Origin of the sequence: Thalassospira lucentensis, from assembly GCF_001613805.1 — a bacterium.
In the GTDB taxonomy this organism is placed as follows: domain Bacteria; phylum Pseudomonadota; class Alphaproteobacteria; order Rhodospirillales; family Thalassospiraceae; genus Thalassospira; species Thalassospira lucentensis_A.
The window spans coordinates 151,976-174,384 of the sequence record NZ_LPVY01000024.1; the positions used below are offsets into that span (position 1 = coordinate 151,976).

21 protein-coding genes are annotated in these 22,409 nt (G+C 54.6%); 8 read left to right on the forward strand and 13 right to left on the reverse strand.

Annotation, left to right across the window (positions count from 1 at the left end; all coding sequences use genetic code 11):
• Window positions 1–13: 13 nt before the first annotated feature.
• The 5 genes from AUP42_RS20015 to AUP42_RS20035 all read right to left on the reverse strand — a co-directional run bounded on the left by AUP42_RS20015 (window position 14) and on the right by AUP42_RS20035 (window position 5,536).
• Window positions 14–1,018 (reverse strand): ABC transporter ATP-binding protein, encoded by a 1,005-nt coding sequence (locus tag AUP42_RS20015; protein WP_062953355.1) that lies wholly within the window; start codon window positions 1,016–1,018, stop codon window positions 14–16.
• The gene (locus AUP42_RS20020) at window positions 1,015–1,986 is read right to left on the reverse strand and encodes an ABC transporter ATP-binding protein (RefSeq protein ID WP_062953356.1); all 972 of its coding nucleotides are present in this window, start codon (window positions 1,984–1,986) and stop codon (window positions 1,015–1,017) included. The genes AUP42_RS20015 and AUP42_RS20020 overlap by 4 nt, the downstream gene beginning before the upstream one ends.
• A gap of 4 nt (window positions 1,987–1,990) precedes the next feature.
• Window positions 1,991–2,872 carry an ABC transporter permease subunit gene (locus tag AUP42_RS20025; protein ID WP_062953445.1) on the reverse strand — a complete coding sequence of 294 codons (882 nt, stop codon included), beginning with the start codon at window positions 2,870–2,872 and terminating at the stop codon, window positions 1,991–1,993.
• Window positions 2,873–2,898: 26 nt separating this feature from the next.
• Window positions 2,899–3,822, reverse strand: coding sequence for an oligopeptide ABC transporter permease OppB (oppB, locus tag AUP42_RS20030; RefSeq protein WP_062953357.1), 924 nt, complete (start codon window positions 3,820–3,822; stop codon window positions 2,899–2,901).
• A 79-nt stretch (window positions 3,823–3,901) separates the two neighbouring features.
• Window positions 3,902–5,536, reverse strand: a complete 1,635-nt coding sequence (locus AUP42_RS20035) for a peptide ABC transporter substrate-binding protein (protein ID WP_062953358.1) — start codon at window positions 5,534–5,536, stop codon at window positions 3,902–3,904.
• Between the two features lie 649 nt (window positions 5,537–6,185).
• On the opposite strand from AUP42_RS20035, the gene AUP42_RS20040 reads away from it, so the two are divergent.
• From AUP42_RS20040 to AUP42_RS20055, 4 genes are all read left to right on the forward strand, one after another.
• Window positions 6,186–7,403, forward strand: a complete 1,218-nt coding sequence (locus AUP42_RS20040; protein WP_062953359.1) for an AraC family transcriptional regulator — start codon at window positions 6,186–6,188, stop codon at window positions 7,401–7,403.
• Between the two features lie 83 nt (window positions 7,404–7,486).
• The gene (locus AUP42_RS20045; RefSeq protein ID WP_062953360.1) at window positions 7,487–8,707 is read left to right on the forward strand and encodes an AraC family transcriptional regulator; all 1,221 of its coding nucleotides are present in this window, start codon (window positions 7,487–7,489) and stop codon (window positions 8,705–8,707) included.
• Between the two features lie 72 nt (window positions 8,708–8,779).
• Complete coding sequence (locus AUP42_RS20050) at window positions 8,780–9,970, forward strand: AraC family transcriptional regulator (protein ID WP_062953361.1); 1,191 nt, start codon at window positions 8,780–8,782, stop codon at window positions 9,968–9,970.
• A 129-nt stretch (window positions 9,971–10,099) separates the two neighbouring features.
• Window positions 10,100–10,951 (forward strand): MipA/OmpV family protein, encoded by an 852-nt coding sequence (locus AUP42_RS20055; RefSeq protein WP_062953362.1) that lies wholly within the window; start codon window positions 10,100–10,102, stop codon window positions 10,949–10,951.
• 277 nt (window positions 10,952–11,228) lie between these two features.
• Here AUP42_RS20055 and AUP42_RS20065 read toward each other — a convergent pair whose 3' ends face one another.
• From AUP42_RS20065 to AUP42_RS20095, 7 genes are all read right to left on the reverse strand, one after another.
• A complete protein-coding gene (locus AUP42_RS20065) occupies window positions 11,229–11,633 on the reverse strand; it encodes a VOC family protein (protein WP_062953364.1) in 405 nt (134 codons plus the stop codon).
• A gap of 10 nt (window positions 11,634–11,643) precedes the next feature.
• Window positions 11,644–12,477 carry a RadC family protein gene (gene radC / locus AUP42_RS20070; RefSeq protein ID WP_231858365.1) on the reverse strand — a complete coding sequence of 278 codons (834 nt, stop codon included), beginning with the start codon at window positions 12,475–12,477 and terminating at the stop codon, window positions 11,644–11,646.
• Between the two features lie 25 nt (window positions 12,478–12,502).
• Window positions 12,503–13,309 (reverse strand): type I methionyl aminopeptidase, encoded by an 807-nt coding sequence (map, locus tag AUP42_RS20075; protein WP_062953366.1) that lies wholly within the window; start codon window positions 13,307–13,309, stop codon window positions 12,503–12,505.
• Window positions 13,310–13,406: 97 nt separating this feature from the next.
• Window positions 13,407–14,135 carry a DNA/RNA nuclease SfsA gene (sfsA, locus tag AUP42_RS20080; protein ID WP_062953367.1) on the reverse strand — a complete coding sequence of 243 codons (729 nt, stop codon included), beginning with the start codon at window positions 14,133–14,135 and terminating at the stop codon, window positions 13,407–13,409.
• A 51-nt stretch (window positions 14,136–14,186) separates the two neighbouring features.
• Window positions 14,187–15,104: a methyltransferase domain-containing protein gene (locus AUP42_RS20085; protein WP_062953368.1), complete on the reverse strand. Its 918-nt coding sequence runs from the start codon at window positions 15,102–15,104 to the stop codon at window positions 14,187–14,189.
• A gap of 84 nt (window positions 15,105–15,188) precedes the next feature.
• Window positions 15,189–17,306, reverse strand: a complete 2,118-nt coding sequence (locus tag AUP42_RS20090) for a pyridoxamine 5'-phosphate oxidase family protein (protein WP_082824866.1) — start codon at window positions 17,304–17,306, stop codon at window positions 15,189–15,191.
• 99 nt (window positions 17,307–17,405) lie between these two features.
• Complete coding sequence (locus AUP42_RS20095; RefSeq protein WP_062953369.1) at window positions 17,406–18,023, reverse strand: glutathione S-transferase family protein; 618 nt, start codon at window positions 18,021–18,023, stop codon at window positions 17,406–17,408.
• 141 nt (window positions 18,024–18,164) lie between these two features.
• On the opposite strand from AUP42_RS20095, the gene AUP42_RS20100 reads away from it, so the two are divergent.
• From AUP42_RS20100 to grxC, 3 genes are all read left to right on the forward strand, one after another.
• Window positions 18,165–19,061, forward strand: a complete 897-nt coding sequence (locus AUP42_RS20100; RefSeq protein ID WP_062953370.1) for a LysR family transcriptional regulator — start codon at window positions 18,165–18,167, stop codon at window positions 19,059–19,061.
• Window positions 19,062–19,139: 78 nt separating this feature from the next.
• Window positions 19,140–19,922 carry a ComF family protein gene (locus tag AUP42_RS20105; RefSeq protein WP_062953371.1) on the forward strand — a complete coding sequence of 261 codons (783 nt, stop codon included), beginning with the start codon at window positions 19,140–19,142 and terminating at the stop codon, window positions 19,920–19,922.
• A gap of 125 nt (window positions 19,923–20,047) precedes the next feature.
• The gene (gene grxC, locus AUP42_RS20110; RefSeq protein WP_062953372.1) at window positions 20,048–20,305 is read left to right on the forward strand and encodes a glutaredoxin 3; all 258 of its coding nucleotides are present in this window, start codon (window positions 20,048–20,050) and stop codon (window positions 20,303–20,305) included.
• Between the two features lie 44 nt (window positions 20,306–20,349).
• On the opposite strand, the gene AUP42_RS20115 is transcribed toward grxC, so the two are convergent.
• Window positions 20,350–21,234 carry a LysR substrate-binding domain-containing protein gene (locus tag AUP42_RS20115; protein WP_231858366.1) on the reverse strand — a complete coding sequence of 295 codons (885 nt, stop codon included), beginning with the start codon at window positions 21,232–21,234 and terminating at the stop codon, window positions 20,350–20,352.
• A 122-nt stretch (window positions 21,235–21,356) separates the two neighbouring features.
• On the opposite strand from AUP42_RS20115, the gene AUP42_RS20120 reads away from it, so the two are divergent.
• The gene (locus tag AUP42_RS20120; protein WP_062953373.1) at window positions 21,357–22,409 is read left to right on the forward strand and encodes an NAD(P)H-dependent flavin oxidoreductase; all 1,053 of its coding nucleotides are present in this window, start codon (window positions 21,357–21,359) and stop codon (window positions 22,407–22,409) included.

A 22,409-nucleotide genomic window follows, 5' to 3' on the forward strand; every position in this document is an offset into this window, starting at 1 on the left:
GGAGGTTGCCCTCCTACATCCGTTCGTGGAAATGGCAGGCGACCTGATGCTGATCGTTGATCGTGTCAACGCTCGGCACATCGGTTGCACAGACATCTTTGGCAAACGGACATCTGGTACGGAACACGCAACCCGATGGCGGGTTGATCGGGCTGGGCAAATCACCGGTCAGCACGATGCGCTCCTTGGTGCGTTCGATTTCCGGGTCGGGGATAGGGACGGCAGAAATCAGCGCCTTGGTATAGGGGTGTTTGGGGGCGGCATAGATGCTGTCGCGGTCGGCAAGCTCCATCAGATTGCCCAGATACAGCACCAATATGCGGTGGCAGATATGACGCACGATCGAAAGATCGTGGCTGATGAAAATCAGTGACAGGTCAAATTCGCGCTGCAATTCCTGCAACAGATTGACAATCTGAGCCTGTATCGAGACATCAAGGGCTGAAACCGGCTCGTCGCAGATGATCAGTTTCGGTTCCAGGATCATCGCACGTGCAATGCCGATACGCTGGCACTGCCCGCCCGAAAATTCATGCGGATAGCGGTTGATCATCTGCGGCAAAAGCCCGACACGCGCCATCATGCGTTTGACGCGTGCCTTGATTTCGTCCTTACCCAGTTCCGGCTTATGGGTCACCAGCGGTTCGGCAATGATCTCGCCGATTGTCATACGCGGGTTCAGGCTGGCCAGCGGGTCCTGAAAAATGATCTGCAGGTCACGGCGAAGCGGCTGCATTTCGCGGTGTGGTGCCCCTACAATATCGCGGCCCAGCCACACGACCTGCCCGTCGGTTGGCGGGATCAGTTGCAGGATCGCACGACCAAGGGTCGATTTGCCGCAACCGGACTCACCAACAATGCCAAGCGTCTCGCCGGGAAACAGGTCGAAATTGATCCCGTCGACGGCTTTCAGTTTACGCTCGGGACCGAAAAACCCTTTGCCCGGCAGGGAAAAGTGAACCTTGAGGTCCCGCACGGACAGGATCGGGACGTTTTTCTTTTTACGGATCGCATTCATTGGCCGTCCTCCCGGAAGCAGGCACTGGCGCGACCGTCGTCAAAGCCAAACAGACTTGGGCGGGAAACACAGCATCGGTCCATCACATAGGCGCAGCGTTCCTGATAGGCACAGCCCTGTGGCAGGTTTTGCAGATTGGGCGGCTGTCCGGGGATGGCAAACAGGTTTTCCTCGCTTGCGGTATCGATGCGCGGCATCGATTTCAAAAGTCCCTCGGTATAGGGATGGTGGCTGTCATAGAAAATGTCGCGCACCGTTCCGGTTTCGACAATCCGCCCGCCATACATCACCATCACCCGGTCACACAGGCCCGCGACCACGCCAAGATCATGGGTGATCATGACAATGGCCGTATTAAAATCCTTTTTAAGATCGCGCAGCAGATCAAGGATCTGCGCCTGCACCGTGACATCAAGGGCGGTGGTTGGTTCATCGGCAATCAGGACCTCGGGGTCGCACAGCAATGCCATGGCAATCATGACGCGCTGGCGCATGCCGCCCGAAAATTCATGCGGATACATGTGAACGCGCTGGGCTGCACCAGGAATGCCGACACGATCTAGCATGTTGATCGCACGTTTAAGGGCATCGACCTCGGACATGCCGCGATGTTCCACCAGCACCTCGGTCATTTGTTTTGAGATTTTGAGGAACGGGTTAAGCGACGTCATTGGATCCTGAAAGATCATCGACATCGTGACACCGCGGATTTTGTTGAGCTGGCGCGACGGGATATTGAGAATATCCTTATCCTTGTAGCGCACCGTACCCGTTGCTTTGCCGTTCTTGGCGAGAAGTCCCATCACGGCAAGGAAAATCTGGGTTTTGCCCGATCCGGACTCGCCCACAACACCCAGCGTTTCGCCCGGATCGATATGGAAGTTGATGTCATTGACGGCCTCGACCTCGCCATCCGGAGTCTGGAAGCGGGCGCGAAGGTTTTCAACAGTCAGAATATGATTTGTCATTTGCCTATCTGTCCTTCGGGTCAAGGGCGTCGCGCAATCCGTCGCCGATGAAGTTGAAACAGAACAGCGTCAGTGCCAGGAATATCGCCGGATAAATCAGCATCCAGGTCGCCGCTTCGATCACTTTCGCCCCTTCGGAAATCAGAACGCCCCAGCTTGTCAGCGGCTCCTGCACACCAAGGCCCAGGAACGACAGGAAGCTTTCGGTCAGGATCACCTGCGGAATGGTCAGCGTCATGTAAACAATGACCGGTCCCAGAACGTTGGGGATGATATGGCGGAAAATGATCTTGAAGTTTGAAACACCCGTCGCATGGGCAGCTTCGATAAATTCGCGCCGCCGAAGCGACAGCGTCTGCCCGCGGACAATCCGTGCCATGGTCAGCCATTCAACCGCACCAAGGGCAACAAAGATCAGGAAGATGTTTCGGCCAAACACCACCATCAGCATTATCACAAAGAACATGAAGGGCAGGGAGTAAAGCACATCAACGAACCGCATCATGATGTTGTCGATACGCCCGCCGAAATAACCGGCAACCGCGCCATAGGTCACCCCGATCACAAGGGAGACTGCCGTTGCCAGCAAGCCAACCGCAAGGGATACGCGCGCGCCATAAAGGATGCGGATGAAAATATCGCGGCCATTGCCATCCGTGCCAAGGATATGGCCGTTTTCCCAGTTCGGGCCTTCCTGGATATAGCCCCAGTCGATCTGGTCATAGGCAAACGGGCTGAGCAGCGGGGCGAAAATCGCCATCAGGGTGATGATCGCCAGAATGATCATCGAGCCGACGGCGGCCTTGTTGCGAAACAGTCGAATACGGGCGTCGCGCCACAGGCTGCGTCCCTCGATTTCTCCGGGGGCGCCTGCCGCCTGGAGCATCGCAGTTTTTTGATCCTTGTTCATCATTAGCGTGACTTCAGCTTGGGATCGAGCAGGCCATAAACCGTGTCGACCAGGAAATTCAGAAAGATGATCATCACCGCATAGACGATTACCACACCCATCACGAGCGGGTAGTCGCGGTTAAGCGCGGCCTTGACGAAATAGGTCCCGATACCGGGCACGCCAAAGATGGTTTCGATGACCACAGAGCCGGTCATCACCGCCGCCGTCGCCGGGCCGAGATAGGACACAACCGGCAGAAGTGCTCCCTTGATTGCATGCCGGTTCACGACAAGCTTTTCGCGCAAACCTTTGGCGCGTGCGGTGCGGATGTAATTGGAATGCAGGACTTCGACCATCGAGCCGCGTGTCAGGCGTGCGATATAGGCAATCTGCGGCAGGGCAAGGGCAATGATCGGTAAAATCTTGTATTCAATGCCGCCATCGCCCCATCCCGCGGTCGGCAGGATCGACAGATACAGACCAAACACAAGCGATAGAAGCGGCGCCATGACGAAGTTCGGAATGGCAATGCCAACCATGGCAACGCCCATCACGACAAAATCAACCGCGCTGTTTTGCCGGAGTGCCGCATAGGTGCCAAAACCGACCCCGAATATCAGGGCAAGGAAGATCGCCGACAGGCCAAGCTGCATCGAAGCAGGCGCCCCGGCCATGATCAGTTCGGCGACCGAGAAATCGCGAATTTTGATCGAGGGGCCGAAATCGCCGCGCAGGATTTTACCGATATAGATCGTGTATTGTTCGATCAGCGGCTTATCAAGGTCATAGGCGGCCTTGATGTTTTTTTCGATTTCCGGCGGCAGTGCACGTTCCTGGTCGAACGGTCCGCCCGGTGCGATGCGCATCATGAAAAAGGCAACCGTAATCACGATGAACAGCGTCGGGATCGCGATCATCAGGCGCCGGATGGCGTAAGATAACATAATTCTCTCTCATCCCCATTGGGGGCCGGTGGAATGCCGCAGGCCCGTTGACCGGACCTGCGGCAAAGGTCTCCGGCGTTTACTCTTTGATGTCGAGCCAGCGGGTCAGGTGGCGATCCGGGGCGTTATCGATCCAGCCTTCGATCTTTGGCGAGACGAGCTGTTTCGAGACATAATAGTAAATGGGAACGTAGGGCTGCGCTTCCATCATGATGGCTTCGGCCTGCTTCATCAGTTCGGCACGCTTTTTAAGGTCGCCTTCCTTTTCGGCTTCAAGCATCAGTTCGTTGAAACGCGGATTGTCGAATGCGGCATAGTTCAGCGGGCCGGTGCGTTCTTCGCCCAGGAACAGGAAGTTCTGTGCGTCGTTGTAATCAGCAATCCAGCCAGCGCGTGCCACTTCAAAATTACCGACTTTCAGGTCGGCATAGTGGATTTTGCCTTCGGTGTTAAACAGTTCGGCCTGAACGCCGATCTGCTTCCACATGTTCTGAACCGCAATCGCGATACGTTTGTGGTTTTCCGACGTGTTGTAACGAAGCGTGAATTTAAGGGGATTATCCGGACCGTAACCTGCTTCGGCCAGAAGCTTTTTGGCTTCTTCGAGTTTTTCGTTATAGGGCAGATCTTTCCACGAAATATAGGCCGGTTCGCCGTAGTTGCCGGTTCCCGGCGGGACAAAGGAATAAGCCGGAAGTTCGCCGGTCTTCAGGACGGAATCAGTGATGGCTTCGCGGTTGATCGCCATCGACAATGCCTTGCGCACGCGCGCATCCTTGAACATGTCCTTGTCGGTGCGGATCGCATAATAATAGATACCGGCATAAGGAACGATGCGCAGGCTATCGGCGAGGTTATCGCGCAGCCAGGAAATCTGTTCGGATGCGATGTCGCGTGCAACGTCCAGTTCACCGGCACGGAAACGGTTCTGCATCGCGGTGCGATCTTCGTGGGTGTAATAAATCACCTCGTCGATCGGCACATTGGCCGCGTCATAGAATTCCGGGTTCTTTTCAAGCTTGGTATGAACGTTCGGCAGCCATTCCGTCAGTTTGTATGGGCCGTTGACCACAATGTTTTCCGGCTTGACCCAATCCTTGCCAAATTTGGCAACCGCATGCTGCGGGATCGGGAAAGCGGTCTGGTGGGTCAGTTGGGCCAGAAAGTAGGGGGCAGGTGCGGTCAGTTTAACCTGCAGGGTTTTGTCATCCAGTGCGGTGGCGGCGATTTTCGCGCCTTCCTTGCCACTGTTAACAGCCTCTGCACCCTCGATGATATAAAGCAGGGACGCATATTCCGCCCCGGTCGACGGATCAAGCAGGCGGTTCCAGCCCGCGATGAAATCCTGTGCCGTGACCGGAACACCGTCCGACCAGTTATGGTCGCGAATTTTAAAGGTATAAGTCATGCCATCGTCGGAAACGGTCCAGCTTTCGGCTGCACCCGGGACCGGCTCGCCATTCGGGCCATAGGTCAGAAGACCCAGGAACATATCGTCCGAAATACGGCTGGTCTGAACCGTCGAGATATAATGCGGGTCCATCGATTGCGGTTCGCCGTCATTGCCGACACGCAGAATTTTTTCCGCCTGCGCATGTGTGGTCGACAGCATGGTCATGGACCCGGCAAGCAATGCCGTACCCAGCACAAACGCCCGCGAGGAATTAAGCAATCCCTTCACGAGACCGTTTGCGGTCTTCGCGTGTTTTGACATGTGTAATGTCTCCCTCATCCATTTTGCTTTGTTGTCGACGTACTCCCTGAAAGTACGTACGCAAAAATACTGAGACTGACATGCGTAATCTGCAAGTCACGATTCCACAAACCTAAAACAATTGGTGATTATTTGCGTGATATGGGTAATTTATTGATGGAACTTTGCGAAATTTGGATGAATTGCCAATGATTGTTCGGTAGCAGAAGGCTTCAACCAGAGCCTGCAAAACCGTTTCATGCGTAACGTCATGCCTCGTGTCGCAGGCTGGACGCTACATGCGTGAAATGTGAAATAGTTCACATTCAAAGGGTTGGCGGTGAAAACAACTGGTTACGAATCGGGCGATGGGAAAGGTTGCATATTTTTGCATCAAAACTAACGAGAATCAGTATCTTGGCGCGAAAATGAGTGGTTGATGTTTTCCGTTTTGGTGAAGCCGCGGGCTTCCGGCAGTTATCTTGCCCGGGACGCCTCCCGGCGATATGCCATTTCAGTGCCATACAATTTTCCGTTGTGAAATCGGTATTGCCGGGCTAGGCATTTTGCAACTTTGCCCTTCTTCTATTCGGGCCTCGAAATCAGGTAGTGCCGCCAGGCAGTCTTTCCTGATGCGGGAAACATTAAAGCCAGATGATGTGATGCCACCATGCTCGAAACACCCAGACTTTGTCTGTTGCTGATTGCGGTTGTCGGTTTGGTACAGGGGATGTTCCTGCTGCTGTTGCTGTATCACCAGGGGAAACGTGCCTTTTGTGCCAATCGCTGGTTATTTGTTTTCATCATCGCGGTCTGCCTCAGCTTCGTTGAAGATCTGGCTGATGTGTTGCTGGAACCGTCGATAACCCTGTATCTGATCCCGGTGTTCCTGACGGCGACCTTTGTCCTAATGCCCGCAATATTTTTGTATTTCCGCGAAATCGCCGGGCATTCCGCAAGGCGGCCCTTGTTGCATTTCGCGATCATCCTGCCGGTATTCGTGTCGTTGGTTGTTTCGGTTTTTCTGATTTTGCAAAATTTTCAGGATTTGATTGTTGGCGAGGGCGAGATCGAACTGGAACTTGAGGATCATTTTGTCCTGGGGATGATCCTTTTAACCGTGATTTTCGCGCTGTATCTGCAAGTCGTGATTTACATGGTGCGGACGTGGCGGGTTACCTATCGATATTTGCGTCAGGCCGGGGAACAGTTGGGGGCAGATGAAAAAGCCCTGCGGCGCTGGGTTCGCGAACTTCTGATCGGTATCAGCATCATCTTTGTGATTTTTGCTGCGACCACCATACTCGAAATCTTTACAACGGAAAGTGACTGGTCGGTTGTGTTCGTCCAGGCTGGTTTTGTTCTGGTGTTTTTGCGTCTATGTCACCTGATTGCGGCCAACCCGGCTCTGTTCGTTCAGGCGGAATGGGACGGGGCGCAAGAGATAGTAATGGACAACAGCACTGACGTCTTCTTTCCAACCGGGACGAAGCAAACCCGGTTTGCGCCTCGCAATCTGGTAGATGCCGACGAAATCAGCAGAATTTGTAAACGACTTGACGATATAAAAGCTAAAAGCGATCTGCTTTTCGATCCGCTAGTCAGCCTGCCAAAGCTTGCGACCGCTGTAGGGGCGACACCCAATCAGCTTTCATTTGTCTTAAACCAGCATCTTTGCAAAAGCTTCTTTGACTTCATCAACGAAGCCCGGACGGACGAGGCATCCCGCTTGCTGGTCAATGAACCGGATCGCACGATCCTTGATATCGCGACCAGTGTGGGTTTCAATTCGAAATCGACCTTCAATCTTGCCTTCAAGAAAATCACCGGCAAAACACCCAGTGTTTACCGATCAGAAACCATGTCGCAGCGTAACACTGCACCATAGGGCTGTTTTCTGCTTTTCAGCGGGGGAGCGTGGGTATGATATCGCTGTTGTAACCTTTATCGTCGCAAGCGACGGACACATGAATGTTTGAAACACTTGATCTTCTTTTTCTGATCGTTTCGGTTCTTGGAACTGCACAGGCGATTTTCCTGATTGTCCTGCTGATGGATGAAGGGAAACGGGCATTTACGGCCAATCGATGGCTGATGGTATTCGGATTTTCTGTCGGCATGAGTTTTATCGATGATACGTTCGATCCGATGATCAGCCCGCTGACGAACCTGTATCTTGTCCCGGTTTTTGCGCCATTCTTTTTTGCCTTGATCCCGTCGATCTATCTGTATTTCCGGGAGATTTCCGGCGATCCGGCTCCACGACCATATCGGCATTTTCTGGTGCTGCTGCCGGTTACTGCGGCCATCGGGCTTATGGTCTACCTGAAACGTGCGCGTATGATCGCCAACAATGGTCATATTCGTGATGCCGGTTTGCAGATCGAGTTTTCGGCAACGGGGCTTGCCGATATGGTGTTGCTGGCCATCGTGATTCTGTTTTGTGTCCTGTTTGCCGTTTACATGACAGGCATCTGGCGGTGTGCGCGGCGTTATCTGCAACAGGCCGACTGGCAGCTTCAGGCCGATAGTGAACGGCTGCGCCGGTGGGTGACGGAACTTCTTGTCGGCATGACTGTGTTGTTTACTGTCTTTACCCTGACCAATCTGTTCGATCTGTTTGTGTCGCGGGCGGAGTGGCTGTCGCTTGGTGTCAAGGTGGGGTTTGTGCTTGTCTTTTTCCGGATGTGCCAGGTGATTGCGCAGAATCCTGCGCTTTTTGTGCAGCCGGAAACCGAAGGCGGCGTTTTTGACGATCTATCTGTGCGTCATGGTCCCGCACAAGAGCCTGATGACCAAAACGCCCCAATGTCGCGTGCAATTGTAGACGTTTCCAATATAGAACGCATTCGCACCCGGCTTGAAAGGATTGTCACAGATCGGAATGTGATGCTTGATCCGCTTCTGACCATGCCGAAACTTGCCAATGCGGTCGGCGTGACACCCAACCAGCTTTCCTATGTCCTGAACCAGCATCTGGGCAAAAGCTTCTTTGATTTCGTCAACGAGGTCCGAACAAACGAGGCATCCCGCCTTCTGATCGAGGAGCCGGATCGCACGATCCTCGATATCGCAATCAGTGTCGGGTTCAATTCCAAATCCACCTTCAATCTGGCTTTCAAGAAAACTACCGGCAAAACGCCAAGTGTTTATCGATCGGAGACCATTTCGCAGTGTAGCACTGGTCAGTAGCCCGATATCCTGACTAGTCTTGGCCGGAATTCGGATATCCCTCCCGTATCACCGCAAATCACGGACGCATGAATGTTGGAACCGATTGACTTGTTGCTGCTGCTGATTTCGGCCCTCGGTGCGGCCCAGACCATTTTTCTGGTTGTTCTTCTGCGGGGCGAGGGCAGGCGCGCATTTCGGGCCAATCGCTGGCTGATGATATTCGCGGTGGCTGTGGGAATGAGCTTTGCGGATGACATTATCGATACAATGGTCAGTCCGCTTGTAAATCTGTATCTAGCCCCCGTCTTTACCCCTTTCTACTTTGCCTTCATCCCGGCTATCTATCTGTATTTTCTGGAAATATCGGGGAAACCTTCTGTCAGGCCCGCATGGCATTTTGCGGTCATGCTTCCTGTGTCGGTGGTGATGATGGGTGTGGTGTACTTGCTCGGTCCTGACACTTCTTTGTCTGGGGTGACCATCGAGGAAATCAATGTCGATCTGGATTTTCGGCAGGGTAAGATCTTTAATGTGCTGCTGATTTTGCTGATAACGACATTCTGTCTTCAGTTTGCAAGTTATATGTTCCGGGTTTGGCATGTTGCGGTTCGGTATCTACAGGATGCCAGTCGGCAGCTTGAAGTGGATCAGAAAGGACTCCGGCGTTGGGTGCTGGAACTGCTGGTCGGGTTAAGTGTGATTTTTACCCTTTTCACGCTGATCAATCTTTTTGATACCATCGTTTCGCGCAGTGAATGGTTACAGCTCGGCGTGAAGGCGACCTTCGTTCTGGTGTTCTTCCGGATGTGTCACGTTATTGCAGTGAACCCGGCATTGTTCGTTCAGCCCGAACGTGACGAGGTTGAAAACACCCATGAAAGTGACGAAGAAAAGCGCAGATCCGTTCTGGCGCGCAAGGTCGATTCCAATGATGTCAGCCGGATACGGGCAAAACTGGATCGTATCGTTGCCGCACGCGAATTGATGTTCGATCCGCTTCTGACCATGCCGAAACTTGCCAATGCGGTTGGCGTGACACCCAACCAGCTTTCCTATGTCCTGAACCAGCATCTAGGCAAAAGCTTCTTTGATTTCGTCAATGAGGTCCGAACAAACGAGGCATCCCGCCTTCTGATCGAGGAGCCGGATCGCACGATCCTCGATATCGCAATCAGTGTCGGGTTTAATTCGAAATCAACTTTCAATCTGGCTTTCAAGAAAATCACCGGCAAAACTCCCAGTGCGTACCGGGATGAGAAAATATTAAATACAAACACTTAGCGCGTACGAATGTGCATTCGTACCTTTGGGGTGTGTAAATCAGGTTCGAGGATACAGAGCCGGACGCCATGCACAGGGCGGATCGGCATAGTCGGATCACCAAAACTGATACAAGGGTGATCGGACAAAATGAGTTTTTATAGAGTTTCGAATCTGGTCGGGAACGGTTTGATCCTGTTGGGGACCGGATTATGCGCAAGCGCGCTTCTGCTTTTTATCAGCACCTCGGCCAATGCGCAGCAAGGTACAAGGGACATCCTGCGCGAAGAGGTCAATCCCAAACAGGACGAAGCCGATCCGTGGCTTGGCGGCGTCTGGCAGTTCGGGGCATATGGCCAGGTTGAGAGCAATCCTTATCGCGGTGCGGACAGCGTCGATTTAGATCCTTTGCCGCTTTTGGCCTATGATGCGGATCGGCTGCATATCGGGACCGATGGGATATCTGTCACCGCATGGCAAAACGAGTTTGCCAGTCTTGACGTGCTTGGTGCACTTCGCATGGAGCCGTTTGAAAATGGCGATAGTGACTATCTGCGCGGTATGAATGAACGCGACATGGCCTATGAAGCCGGGATCGGTTTCACCAGCCGCCTGTGGCGGGGGGAGGTCGGAGCCTATTACCTGACCGATCTTAATGACGCCCATGACGGTCATGAACTTGACCTCACCTATACCATCCCGATGGATTTGCAGAATGTAACATTCGACTGGGGTGGCGGGGTACGCTGGCAAAGCGATAAGCTGGCAAACTACCATGTCGGTGTCAGCGGCTCCGAAGTCAGAAGTGACCGGGCCGCCTATGATGCGGATGCTGCCTTCATCCCACATCTTGACGTTTCTGTGACCTATCCGATTACCGAAAGTATCGTTCTGCTTGGGACCGGTGGGGTGGAATTGCTGCCTGACAGCTATACCGACAGTCCGTTGATTGATGATGACTATGTTTACAGCATCGGTCTGGGGTTGGTTTACAACTTCTGACCTCTGGGTTCAGGCACCGGTCTCCTGCCCCCCAAATTCAGGCGGCCGGTTTCTGGCGGGTCGGTCACGTCCAGTGGGCCGACCCGCCCTTTGTTATCTGCCAGAATGAATCCCGGGAGGATCATGATGTGGTTTATCCGCTTATGTGTGGGGATGACGCTTGTAGCCATGCTGATCATTGGCATCTGTAGCGGATTTCTGGCGGTTTCTGCCGGCGTACGGTGTTTTTATGGCTACGCTACCCTTTGATTATGGTCATCAGGGGGGCTTGTCTGGCTTAGCTTTCTGCTGATTGGATTTTGAGTTCCAGCAAATCCCACTTGTTGCCATAAAGGTCGGCAAATACAGCAACGGTGCCATATGGCTCATATCGTGGTTCTTCAAGAAACATGACACCGGCCTTTTTCATCCGGGCATGATCGCGGGCGAAGTTGTCGGTATTCAGGAAAAAGCCAACCCGCCCGCCGGTTTGATTGCCGATGGCAGCGGTTTGTGTTTCGCCCGATGCCTGTGCGAGCAAAAGGCGGCTTTCACATGCACCCTTCGGGCTGACAATGACCCAGCGTTTGCCGTTGCCCATATCGGTATCTTCGATCAGATCGAAACCGACCTTGTTGACATAGAAATCAATGGCGTCGTCATAATCCGCCACGACAAGGGCGACCAGTCCGATATGGGGCATGGCTGTGATCCTAGATCAGGCCAAGGGTTTTGAACGAATTATATCCGGCCTGGCTAATGATGATGTGGTCATGGATAGTGATTTCCATCGCCTTGGCCGCCTCGATGATCTTGCGGGTCATGTCGATATCGCCGCGCGATGGCGTGGCGTCGCCGCTGGGATGGTTGTGAACCAGAATGATCGCACTGGCATGCAGTTCCAGCGCGCGCTTGATCACTTCACGCGGATAAACCGGGGTGTGGTCGACCGTGCCAGTCTGATGACATTCATCAGCAATCAACCGGTTCTTGCGATCCAGAAACAGCAGGTGCAGTTCTTCGGTCTTGCGATGGCCCAGCCGCACCCGGCAATAATCAATCAGCTGTTCCCAGCTAGCGATCACGGGTAATTCCATCGCGCGTTCACGCGCCAGATACTGCGCGCTGGCTTCGGCGACCTTGATCGCGGCAATTCCGGCATCACCAAGCCCCTTGGCCTTTTGCAAATCCTCGGGCCGGGCGGCAAGAACATTGGCAAAGCTGCCAAACTGCGCAATCAGCGATTTTGCCAGTGGTTTGACATCACCGCGCGGCATCGCCATGCATAGCAGAAGTTCCAGCAATTCATACTCGGCAAGCGCATTTGCCCCGCCTTTAAGGAACCGTTCGCGCAAGCGTTGGCGATGGCCGTGATAATGCGGTTTGGCGGACTTTGCGTCGGTTGGGGATGCCGGTAACTGGCCGCTTTGTCCGACCGGGACGGCATCGCGCGTCTGATCGAAAAAGACCTGTGCGCCGTCATCAATCTGAGCATCAATCGGCGCGTCAGGACGGGAAGCAGCTTTGCGATCTTCTGTTTCGCTCAAATCCGCTTCCCCCTCGTTCGCGGCCTTATTCGGCGGCTGCACTGATATCGTATGGTGGTTTTTCAAGCCCGGCGGGCGAACGGGTAAAGATTTCAAACCCGTCATCGGTGACGCCAAGCGAATGTTCGAACTGTGCGGACAGTTTGCGGTCCCGCGTTACAGCTGTCCAGCCATCAGGCAGGATTTTGCAGGTATAGGTACCCTGATTGATCATCGGCTCTATGGTGAAAATCATGCCGGGTTCCAGAACCAGTCCTTCGCCTGGGCGGCCATAATGCAGGACATTTGGCGCATCGTGGAAAACCTGACCCAGCCCATGACCGCAGAAATCGCGCACAACCGAAAAACGTTCGCTTTCGGCATAGCTCTGGATCGCATAACCGATATCGCCAAGGGTCGCCCCCGGCTTGACGGCATTGATGCCGCGCCACAATGCTTCATAGGTCACATCGACAAGGCGCTGCGCCATTACCTTGGGCGTGCCTGCAATATACATGCGCGATGTATCGCCATACCAGCCATCAAGAATGACGGTGACATCGATATTCATGATGTCGCCATTCATCAGTTTCTTGTCGCCGGGGATCCCGTGACAGACAACATGATTGATCGAGGTGCAAATCGATTTCGGAAAACCGCGATATCCAAGGCAGGCCGAAACCGCATTATGGTCGCGAATATATTCATCGCACAATTGGTCAAGTCTGCCGGTCGTTTCGCCCGGGACAACGAAAGGTGTAATGTAATCGAGCACTTCCGCAGCCAGCCGTCCGGCGGCGCGCATCCCCTCGAATGCTTCGGGTCCGTGCAGTTTTACTTTTCCGTTCGCCACCCGAAATCTCCTTGGTTCGGCAGTAAATTCAATGGTCGCTGTGTCGCAACATAGTTCAATGACATAATCGGACAGGGCGAAATTGGCAAGGACGCCGTCACTTTGCGCTGATGTCGAGGATTGGAAGTGTGGTGTTTACGGTGACCGACGGTGTCTTGACATCAATCACGCAGTCATAGGCAATCGCTTCGACCTTAGCACTGGTGGCAGCCGCAAAGCGCGCGGCATATTGCGGATCGATATCCGATGCCAGGGCAAACTGATCACAATCATCGCGCTGGATCAGATAGAACATCACGGCACGATGCCCGTCTGCGACCATGTCCGCCATTTCGTCCAGATGCTTTGCCCCACGCACAGTCACCGCATCGGGAAATTCGGCCAGCCCCGGCACGGCATTATCGCGTTTCAGGTGGACGTTCTTGACTTCGACATAGCAAAGCCCTTTGACCGGATCGGATAACAGAATATCGATACGGGAGTTTTTGCCATATTTGACTTCGCGTTTCAGCGTCTCATACCCGGCCAGTTCGGGCACCTTGCCTGCCAGTATCGCTTCTTCGACAATTGCATTGGGATGGGCAGTATTGATACCAACCATCGCACCGCCAACCAGGCACAGTTCCCAACTGTATTTCAGTTTGCGCTTCGGATTGTCTGATTGCGATAGCCAGACATCAATCCCTGCTTCCTTTAATCCGATCATCCCGCCCGGATTGGCGCAGTGGGCGGTGATCATGTCGCCATTTTCAAGCTCGATATCGGCCAGAAACCGTTTGTAACGTTTGATCAGCTTGCCCTGAATCAGGGGAGAAGGAAGGAGCATGTCAAATTCCGGTAACTGTTTGTTTTTGATCGGTTAAATCAAAATTTGTGACTAATTGCTTTTGGCTGGATCGGGCTTGTCTGGCACGTCACCCAGAAAATCGACAAGGCTGACCTGACCGGTGCCACGACGCAGCGGTTTTGGCTGGCTTTCGTCCGGGGTCCATGCGGTAAGGTAGATCACCTGAAATTTGGCATGAACGCGGCCATCCGGGCGACCATGACGTTCGTGATAAATTGCCGCGGCACGGGCCAATGTGCTGCGTTTGGTGAATTTTTTGGACCGGATGGCGACAAGGTTGCTTTCGCCCATCCCCGAAAGATCGCGCATCAGTTTCAGGGCATCGGGATAATCGATGGTGATATCGTCGCTATCGACCACCGGCAGGGCAAAGCCGCTGCGCTGTAACAGCGACCCGGCATCGCGAACATCGACAAAGGGGGATACGCGGGGCGACACTCCGCCTTCTTCTTCGGCCTCGGCCGTCATCAGTGCCTCGCGCAGGTCGCGCAGCGTATCGCCGCCCAGCAGGCAGGCCAGAAACAGGCCGTCGGGTTTAAGCGCACGCCGTGCTTGAAGCAGCATACCGGGCAGGTCATTGACCCAGTGTAGCGACAGGTTCGAAAGGATCAGATCAAGTGATCCATCGCCAAACGGCAGGAATTCTTCATCGGCAACGAATGTGGTGCGTTCATTGCGCATTTTGGCTGACTGCGCATAACCATATGAAATGTCACATTGATGCAGGGTTTCGATCCCGCCACGTGCACCGATGATCTGGCCAAGCTCGCCATTGTGACAGCCAAGATCAACCGCCAGCGGGAATGTGCGCGTGGTGTCGTCAAGCCGGTCGGCAAGGCGTTCGGCGGTTTCGGCGAACAGGAAATTGAATTCACTGGCGCGCTTTGCCGCGCGGTCGCGGCGCAGTTTCAGGATGTGGCGATCAAAAACGGTGATCGGATCGGCCATGGGGCGGGAAGCTCCGTCAAAAGTCATTTTAAAAGTTACGACCTAGATAGAACGTCGCGCCCGCCCTTGCAATCCAAGACCGGATCAAAGCGCCAGAACAAGTGGCTCATTGCTGTCATCTTCCACTGCCGCGGGCACGGCACAGCAGATCAATGCCTCGTCCGCAGCGGTTTTGGCCGATGGCCGGGTTTTATAGGTCACGTTTCCTTGCAGGATTTTGGTCCGGCAGGTGCCGCAATTCCCGCCACGGCAGCTTGCCTCTGGCGCCAATCCGGCATCTTCGGCCAGTTCCAGCAGGGTTTTGCCATCACCCGGCTTCCAGATTGTGCTTTGGCCCGAGCTTGAAAAATCGACCTTAGTTTCCGTGAGGCTTGCCGGTGCCAGTTCCGGCAAATCGGGTTGGCTGTCGTGTCTGCGTTGCAGGGATGCGGGGCCGAATGCCTCGGCATGGATGCGGGTATCGGTGATGTTAAGGCCGCGCAAACCATCATATATCGCCTGCATGAAAGGCGGCGGACCGCACAGATAAAAATCGAAATCGTCAAACGGCAGCAGGGAGCGCAGCAAATTCATATCGATATGCCCGGATGCCTCGTAATCCTTGCGTGGTTCTGCATTGGTCGGATCGCCAAGGACGCGGACAAGGCGAATGTTGCCTTGGGCTGCTTTGACCAGTTCGACCAGCTCGTCATCAAACGCCCGGTCTTCAAGGGTGCGCGCGGCGTAAAACAGCCATGTCGGCCGGAAGCCGCGGGTGCGGAGCCCCTCATAAACGACATGGCGCAACATCGAGATCATTGGCGTAATACCGATCCCGCCCGCAATCAGAACTGCCGGGCGTTTGACATGGGCGTCGATTGAAAAATCACCAGCAGGCGCGCGGGCCTCGATCGCGTCGCCCTCGGAAAGATGGTCGTGCAAATGGCTTGAAACCAAGCCTTCGCGCTTCACACTGATGCGATAGCTATTGTCGGACGGGCCGCTTGAAAGCGTATAGGTGCGGATCAGCGGTTTGTCATGGCCGGGCACCGTGACCCGGATCGGCAGGTGCTGCCCGGCTTTGTGCGGCAGGGTTCCAGTCCCGTCGAGCGGTTCGAGATGGAAGGATTTGATTATTCTGTTTTCCTTCACAATCCGCGCGATTTTGAAATTTTTCCAAATAATCGCATTTTTCATCGACGCGATCTTGCGTTCCGCCGTTTCCCAGTCGCCGGTCAGAAGGCTGTTGGGGGATGCCCCGTCGATTTGATCGCGCCAGCGGATCGGAAGGGCGGCCTTGCGCAACACGACCTTGCGAGGGAAAACCCGCCACAAACGTTCCGCCCCCTGAAAGGCGGCAATTTCCGGTCCATCGATAATGACGTCGGCATCGCCGGTGATTTGCAGGACATCGCCCGTGGCAAAATCTGTAAAGACAAGGCCTGCCTTGGGATTGGCGAGGATATTTCCCAGCGTATTGAAAAACAGGTTTCCGGCAAAATCGGGAATGGTCAGGCTGCCATCGGCATCGACGCGGACAAATCCGCGTTTGCCACCACGATGTGAAACATCAACCTCGCGCTTTTCACCCGGACGATCGACATAGGTTGCAACAAAGAAGGTGTCGGCCGCGGCAATCATCGCGCGCGCCTTATCATTCAACGTGCTTTCCAAATCCGCCCGCGAACCGGTTTGAGGCGAAAGTGGATCGCGGGTGAACTCGAAATCACGCAACTGAATATATTGCGGGCAGTTGCCATAGCTGTGCCCGACCCGGATTGCGAAACCGCTATCAGATGAACGCGCGATCGTGCCATTCAGACGGTTGCGGCGTCTTGTGTGCAGTTCAATCCCGATCATGCCAATTGCCTTGCCATCATCCATCCCGGCATCGGCCGGATCAGCCGGATCACGCGGGATATTGACCGCAAGCTGATAGGGATCGGGCGAATGCAGAAAACCGGGATGGTTGGCGCGAAGGGTTGCCCAGACGTCGCCATTTTCATCGACCGCGCCAAACACGGCAAAGGGCAGTCGCGGGTAAAACTGGCGATGCTGTTCGATCAGGTGGTCGCGCAGAACACGTTTGCCAACCTCGGCCATGCGGGCATTGACCCCGACCAGCTTCTGCATGTGAATTTCACCTTCGTGCCACGGGCTGTTGGTGTCCGTGCCAGAAGGGGTAAATTGCAGGGGGGCAGACGACATCAAGGGCGTGCTCATGGCAGTTTCCTTTACGACACAAAGAAGGGGTCGGGCCGGGGAGAGGGATCACCGAGTTGGTGCAGGGGGGCAAGTACGGTGAAAGACCGACCCTGACCATCAGACCGACTTGCGCAGGCCGGCAGAAGTCTGTTCGAACGGCACGAAACCGGGCAGGGCTTCCACCCGTTTGAGCCAGGCGCGCACATTGCCATAGGGGGCAAGATCAACATTGCCCTCGGGCGCATTGGCGATATAGCTGTAAAGCGCGACATCGGCGAGGGTCGGGCGGTCCAGTTCGAGCCACTCATTGCCTGAAAGCGCGGCCTCAATATGAGCGAGAATGGCATGCGCGCGTGCAATGACTTCGTCGGCATTGAACGGGGCATTGAATACCGTGACCAGACGTGCAGCACAGACGCCATAGGCAATCTGGCCTGCCGCGATCGAAAGCCATTTCTGGACCTTGGCGGCACTTTCGGCATCTTCGGGCAACCAGTCGGTCGCACCGTATTTCTTGGCGACATAGGTCATGATGGCGATGGAATCGGCAATCACCACGTCGCCGTCTTCAAGTACGGGAACCTGACCCAGCGGGTTCAGTTTCAGGAATTCCGAAGATTTATGGGCACCGTTGGGTAGATCGACAACCACGACGTCGTGGTCAACGCCCAGAAGGCTTAGAAACAGGTGGGCACGATGGGCATGGCCCGAGAGGGGGAAATAATGCAGCTTCATTGTTCCAAGTCCTTCTTCAAATACAAGGTTGATGCGATGCCAATGACCATGACTGTTTCCTTAGTTTTATAGAATATGGTTTTCCGGGAATTCATTATTCCGTAAAATGGAATTATGTGTTGGCAGTGCAGGAAAAGCACCATGGATCGATTTCAGGCGATGAGAATTTTTGTGCGCGTTGTCGAGGCGCAAAGCTTTGCCGCGGCTGCACGGGAGTTGGGATCAAGCCCGCCCGCCGTCACACGTGCAGTCGCGTTCCTGGAGGAAATCACCGGTGCCCGGCTTTTGACACGGACAACACGGTCCGTCACTCTGACCGAGCCGGGGGCAAATTATTATGATGACTGCAAGCGATTGCTTGCTGATTTGGAAGAAGCGGAGGCTGCTGCAGGCGGTGCCTATGCCCGGCCCAGCGGCACATTGACCATCACGGCCCCGGTTCTGTTCGGGCAGATGTATATATTTCCGGTGATGACCGAATTTCTCGATTTGTATCCTGAAGTACGCGGTCGGGTGCTGTTGTTTGACCGCATTGTCAATATTGTCGAGGAAGGCATCGATCTTGCCATTCGTATCGGGCATATGGCCGATACATCGATGAGTGCGATCAAGGTCGGGACGGTACGGCGTATCATTTGCGGATCACCCGATTATTTTGCACGGTGTGGCAGGCCGCAGGGGCCCGCGGATATCGGGGCGCACAGGGTTGTTGCGTCAACCGGATCATCGGCGCCGCTGGATTGGCAGTTTGGTGGAGATCAGAACAACCGTCTTTCGGTAAATGCACGACTGCAAACCAATTCGATTGAAGCGGCCCGCAAGGCGGCGATTGAAGGATGGGGATTGGTTCGGATGCTGTCCTATCAGGCAGTACCCTTTATCGAGAATGGTTCGCTTGAGGTGGTTTTGTCTGATTATGAACCTGAACCACTGCCGATCCATATCGTCCATCCCGAAGGCCGTCATGCCCCGGCCAAGGTCCGGGCCTTTATCGATCTGGCGGTGGATCGCCTGCGTTCGGATAGGCGAATCAATTAGCGCATCGTTTCAACCATCACGCGTGATAGGATCGGGCGCGGTATTATCGGGGATGTGACGTCAGGCAGGGATCAGGGTTTGGGGATTTTACCAGCACGGGTTGGTCGCATTGTCGGCAATGTGATGCAGATCGGTTTGCGCACCGTTTTGCCGCCGCGTTGTGGCGGATGCGGTATGGTTACCGATACGGTGCATGCGGTTTGTGCCGATTGCTGGGCCGGGCTTCGGTTTATTTCCGATCCGCTTTGTGCGTGTTGCGGGTATCCGTTCGAAATTGCCGGTGATGATGGTGGCAACGACGATGCGGGCGATGGCACCCTGTGCGGTGAATGTTTACGAAAAAGCCCGGCGTTTGATGCCGCGCGGGCGGCACTGGTTTACGATGGTGGCAGCCGCGATTACCTGCTGCGGTTCAAGCATGGGGACCGCACCGATCTGACGCCGCTTTTAAGTCGGTGGCTGTTGCTGGCGGGGCGGGATTTCTGGGGTGATGCGGATCTGATAATTCCCGTACCACTACATCGGACCCGGCTTTTGATGCGTCGATATAACCAGTCCGGGTTGCTGGCAGCATCCCTGTCGCGGCAAACAGGGATTGCGTGGCATGGCACGGTACTCCGGCGGTTGAGAAAAACACGCAGTCTGGGTGGCTTGGGGGCATCGTCGCGCAAGCGTGAAGTTGGCGGTGCCTTTGGGCTGGATGACAGGATTGCTGCACGGATCGGGCTGGCCGGTGCGCGTGTGGTTTTGATCGATGATGTGCTGACAACCGGGGCGACGGCCAATGCCTGTGCGCGGATTCTAAAGCGTGCCGGAGCCATGCAAGTGCGCCTGATCACGGTTGCACGGGTGGTGCGATGACGCCCTGCGAAATATCTGTTATAGAACGGTCATCCAACAAGATTTACCGGTCGTAGCCCGGTGCCGGGGTGCAAAAGCATGCGCTGTCGCACGGGTCGCGGCCTGACGAAAAGGAACATGATTAGATGGCAAAAGTCGAAGTTTACGCCACCGAATGGTGCCCCTATTGCAAGCGTGCCCGCAAGCTTCTGGAAGAAAAGGGTGCCAAATACGAACTGATTGATGTGATGATGGAACCGCGTCGCAAAAAGGAAATGATGGATCGTGCGAATGGCCGTCATACCGTGCCGCAGATTTTCATCAATGACGAACATATCGGCGGCTGCGACGAACTTATGGCGCTGAACGCCAAGGGCGGTCTGGACAGCAAGCTGTCGGCATAAGTTCGGGATTTCCAAAACGGGTGGCAACGATTGTTGCCACCCGTTTATTTTTTGATATCGGATGCCGTTTCAAGCGTTTTGCGGAATTCCGAAAATGCCGGGGTATCAAAACCCGGACGGCAGGCCAGAAAGGTATCAACCTTCATCAGGGGATGTTCCCTGACCAGGCCAAGATGACGCATAAGATCAACGACACTGCGCGGCATGATGCTGATGCATGATCCGGCAGCGGTGCAGGCAAACATCGCGTGATAAGATCCGACTTCCTGAACCGCGAAATGTTCCCTGATGGATCCGAACCCGGTAAGCCATTCTTCGGCCAACGCTCGATAGGTACAACCCGGTGCGAAGGCCGCCAGTGAATTTGGCTGGATGTCGCTGGCGCTAAGAATATCGGGATGTCCTGGTGGGAGAAGCAATACAAGTTCTTCGCGAAACAGGGCGCGGGTATCAAGTGTTCCGGGTTCCAGCCACCATTCCCCCGATGGTATCGCAATCAGTGCGCAATCAATGCGGCGGGCCAGAAGGCCATCGACAAGCTGTCGGGTTGGGGCTGTTGATAGTTCAATCGTGACGTCGGGGAATGCCTTGTTATAGGCAGCGAGTGGAACGGGAAGGCGGCTGGCGACGGTGCTTTCCATCGAACCGACACGCAGGGTTCCGGCTGGGGCCGAGGGATTGACCACCTGGCGTGCTTCGTCGGCAAGGTTCAGGATGCGGTCGGCATATTCCAGAAAGGTTTCGCCTTCCTGTGTCAGGATCATGCGTTTTTTATCGCGTTGAAACAGGGCAACACCGATTTCCGTTTCAAGCTGCTGAACACGCGTGGTGACATTGGATGGCACCCGGCCAAGCAGTTCGGCAGCACGGGTAATGCCCTGTTCTTTGGCAACGGTACGAAAAACCGCCAGCGACGCAAGATCCATCATAATTCTCCAATGCGGAATTTACTTGAATTTATATTCTTTATTTAAGAATATATGTCAATCTTAATTCTGAAATTGTGAAGAATGTTTGCCTCGACACGGGCAGGGCATTCTGGAGGACTGAAATGCTGGACAAGCTTGGTATGACATTGCCGATTGTGCAGGCCCCGATGGCCGGGGTTTCCACCCCGGCACTTGCGGCGGTGGTTTCGAATGCCGGTGGTCTGGGGTCGATTGGTGTCGGCGCAAGTGACGCGACGGCGGCGCGTAAGATGATCGAAGAACTTCGCGCCCGGACGGATCGCGCCTTTAACGTCAATGTTTTTGTCCATGAAACACCAAAGCCGGACCCGGTTTGTGAGGCTGCATGGCTTCATGCCTTAAGGCCGCATTTTACCGAATTCGGTGCAACGCCACCGTCAGGTTTACGCACCATCTATAAAAGCTTTGTCGAAGATCAGGATATGCTGGCGCTTTTGATCGAGATGAAACCGGTTGTGGTCAGTTTACATTTCGGATTGCCGTCGGCAGATGTGATTGCGGTGCTAAAGCAGGCCGGAATTATGCTGTTTGCAACTGCGACCAGTCTGGACGAAGCCCGTAAGATCGAGGCTGCTGGTATTGATGTGGTCGTTGCCCAAGGCATCGAGGCCGGTGGTCATCGCGGTATTTTTGACCCGGATGCGCATGATGATTGTTTGAGCACTGTCGCACTGACCCGTTTGCTGGTGCGTGATTGCAAGCTGCCGGTTATTGCCGCGGGCGGTATCATGGATGGGGCGGGTATTGCCGCCGCCCTTGATCTTGGTGCTGTGAGCGCCCAATTGGGTACGGCCTTTATCGCGTGTCCGGAATCCTTGGCCGATGAGGGATATCGCCGTGCGCTGATGGGGGCGGGGGCATATCATACGCAACTGACATCGTTGATTTCCGGCCGTCCGGCACGCGCGATTGCAAACCGCTTTACGGCGCTGAAAGATACGCTGGATGCGGCAGTTCCATCCTATCCGATTGCCTATGACGCGGGAAAAGCATTGAACGCTGCTGCCAAGGCCAAAGATGAAGACGGCTTTGGCGCGCAATGGGCCGGGCAAGGCGCGCCACTGGCGCGTGCGATGCCCGCAGCGGAGCTTCTTGTGACCCTGATGCGAGAATTTGAGGCGGCCCGTCGGAACTGA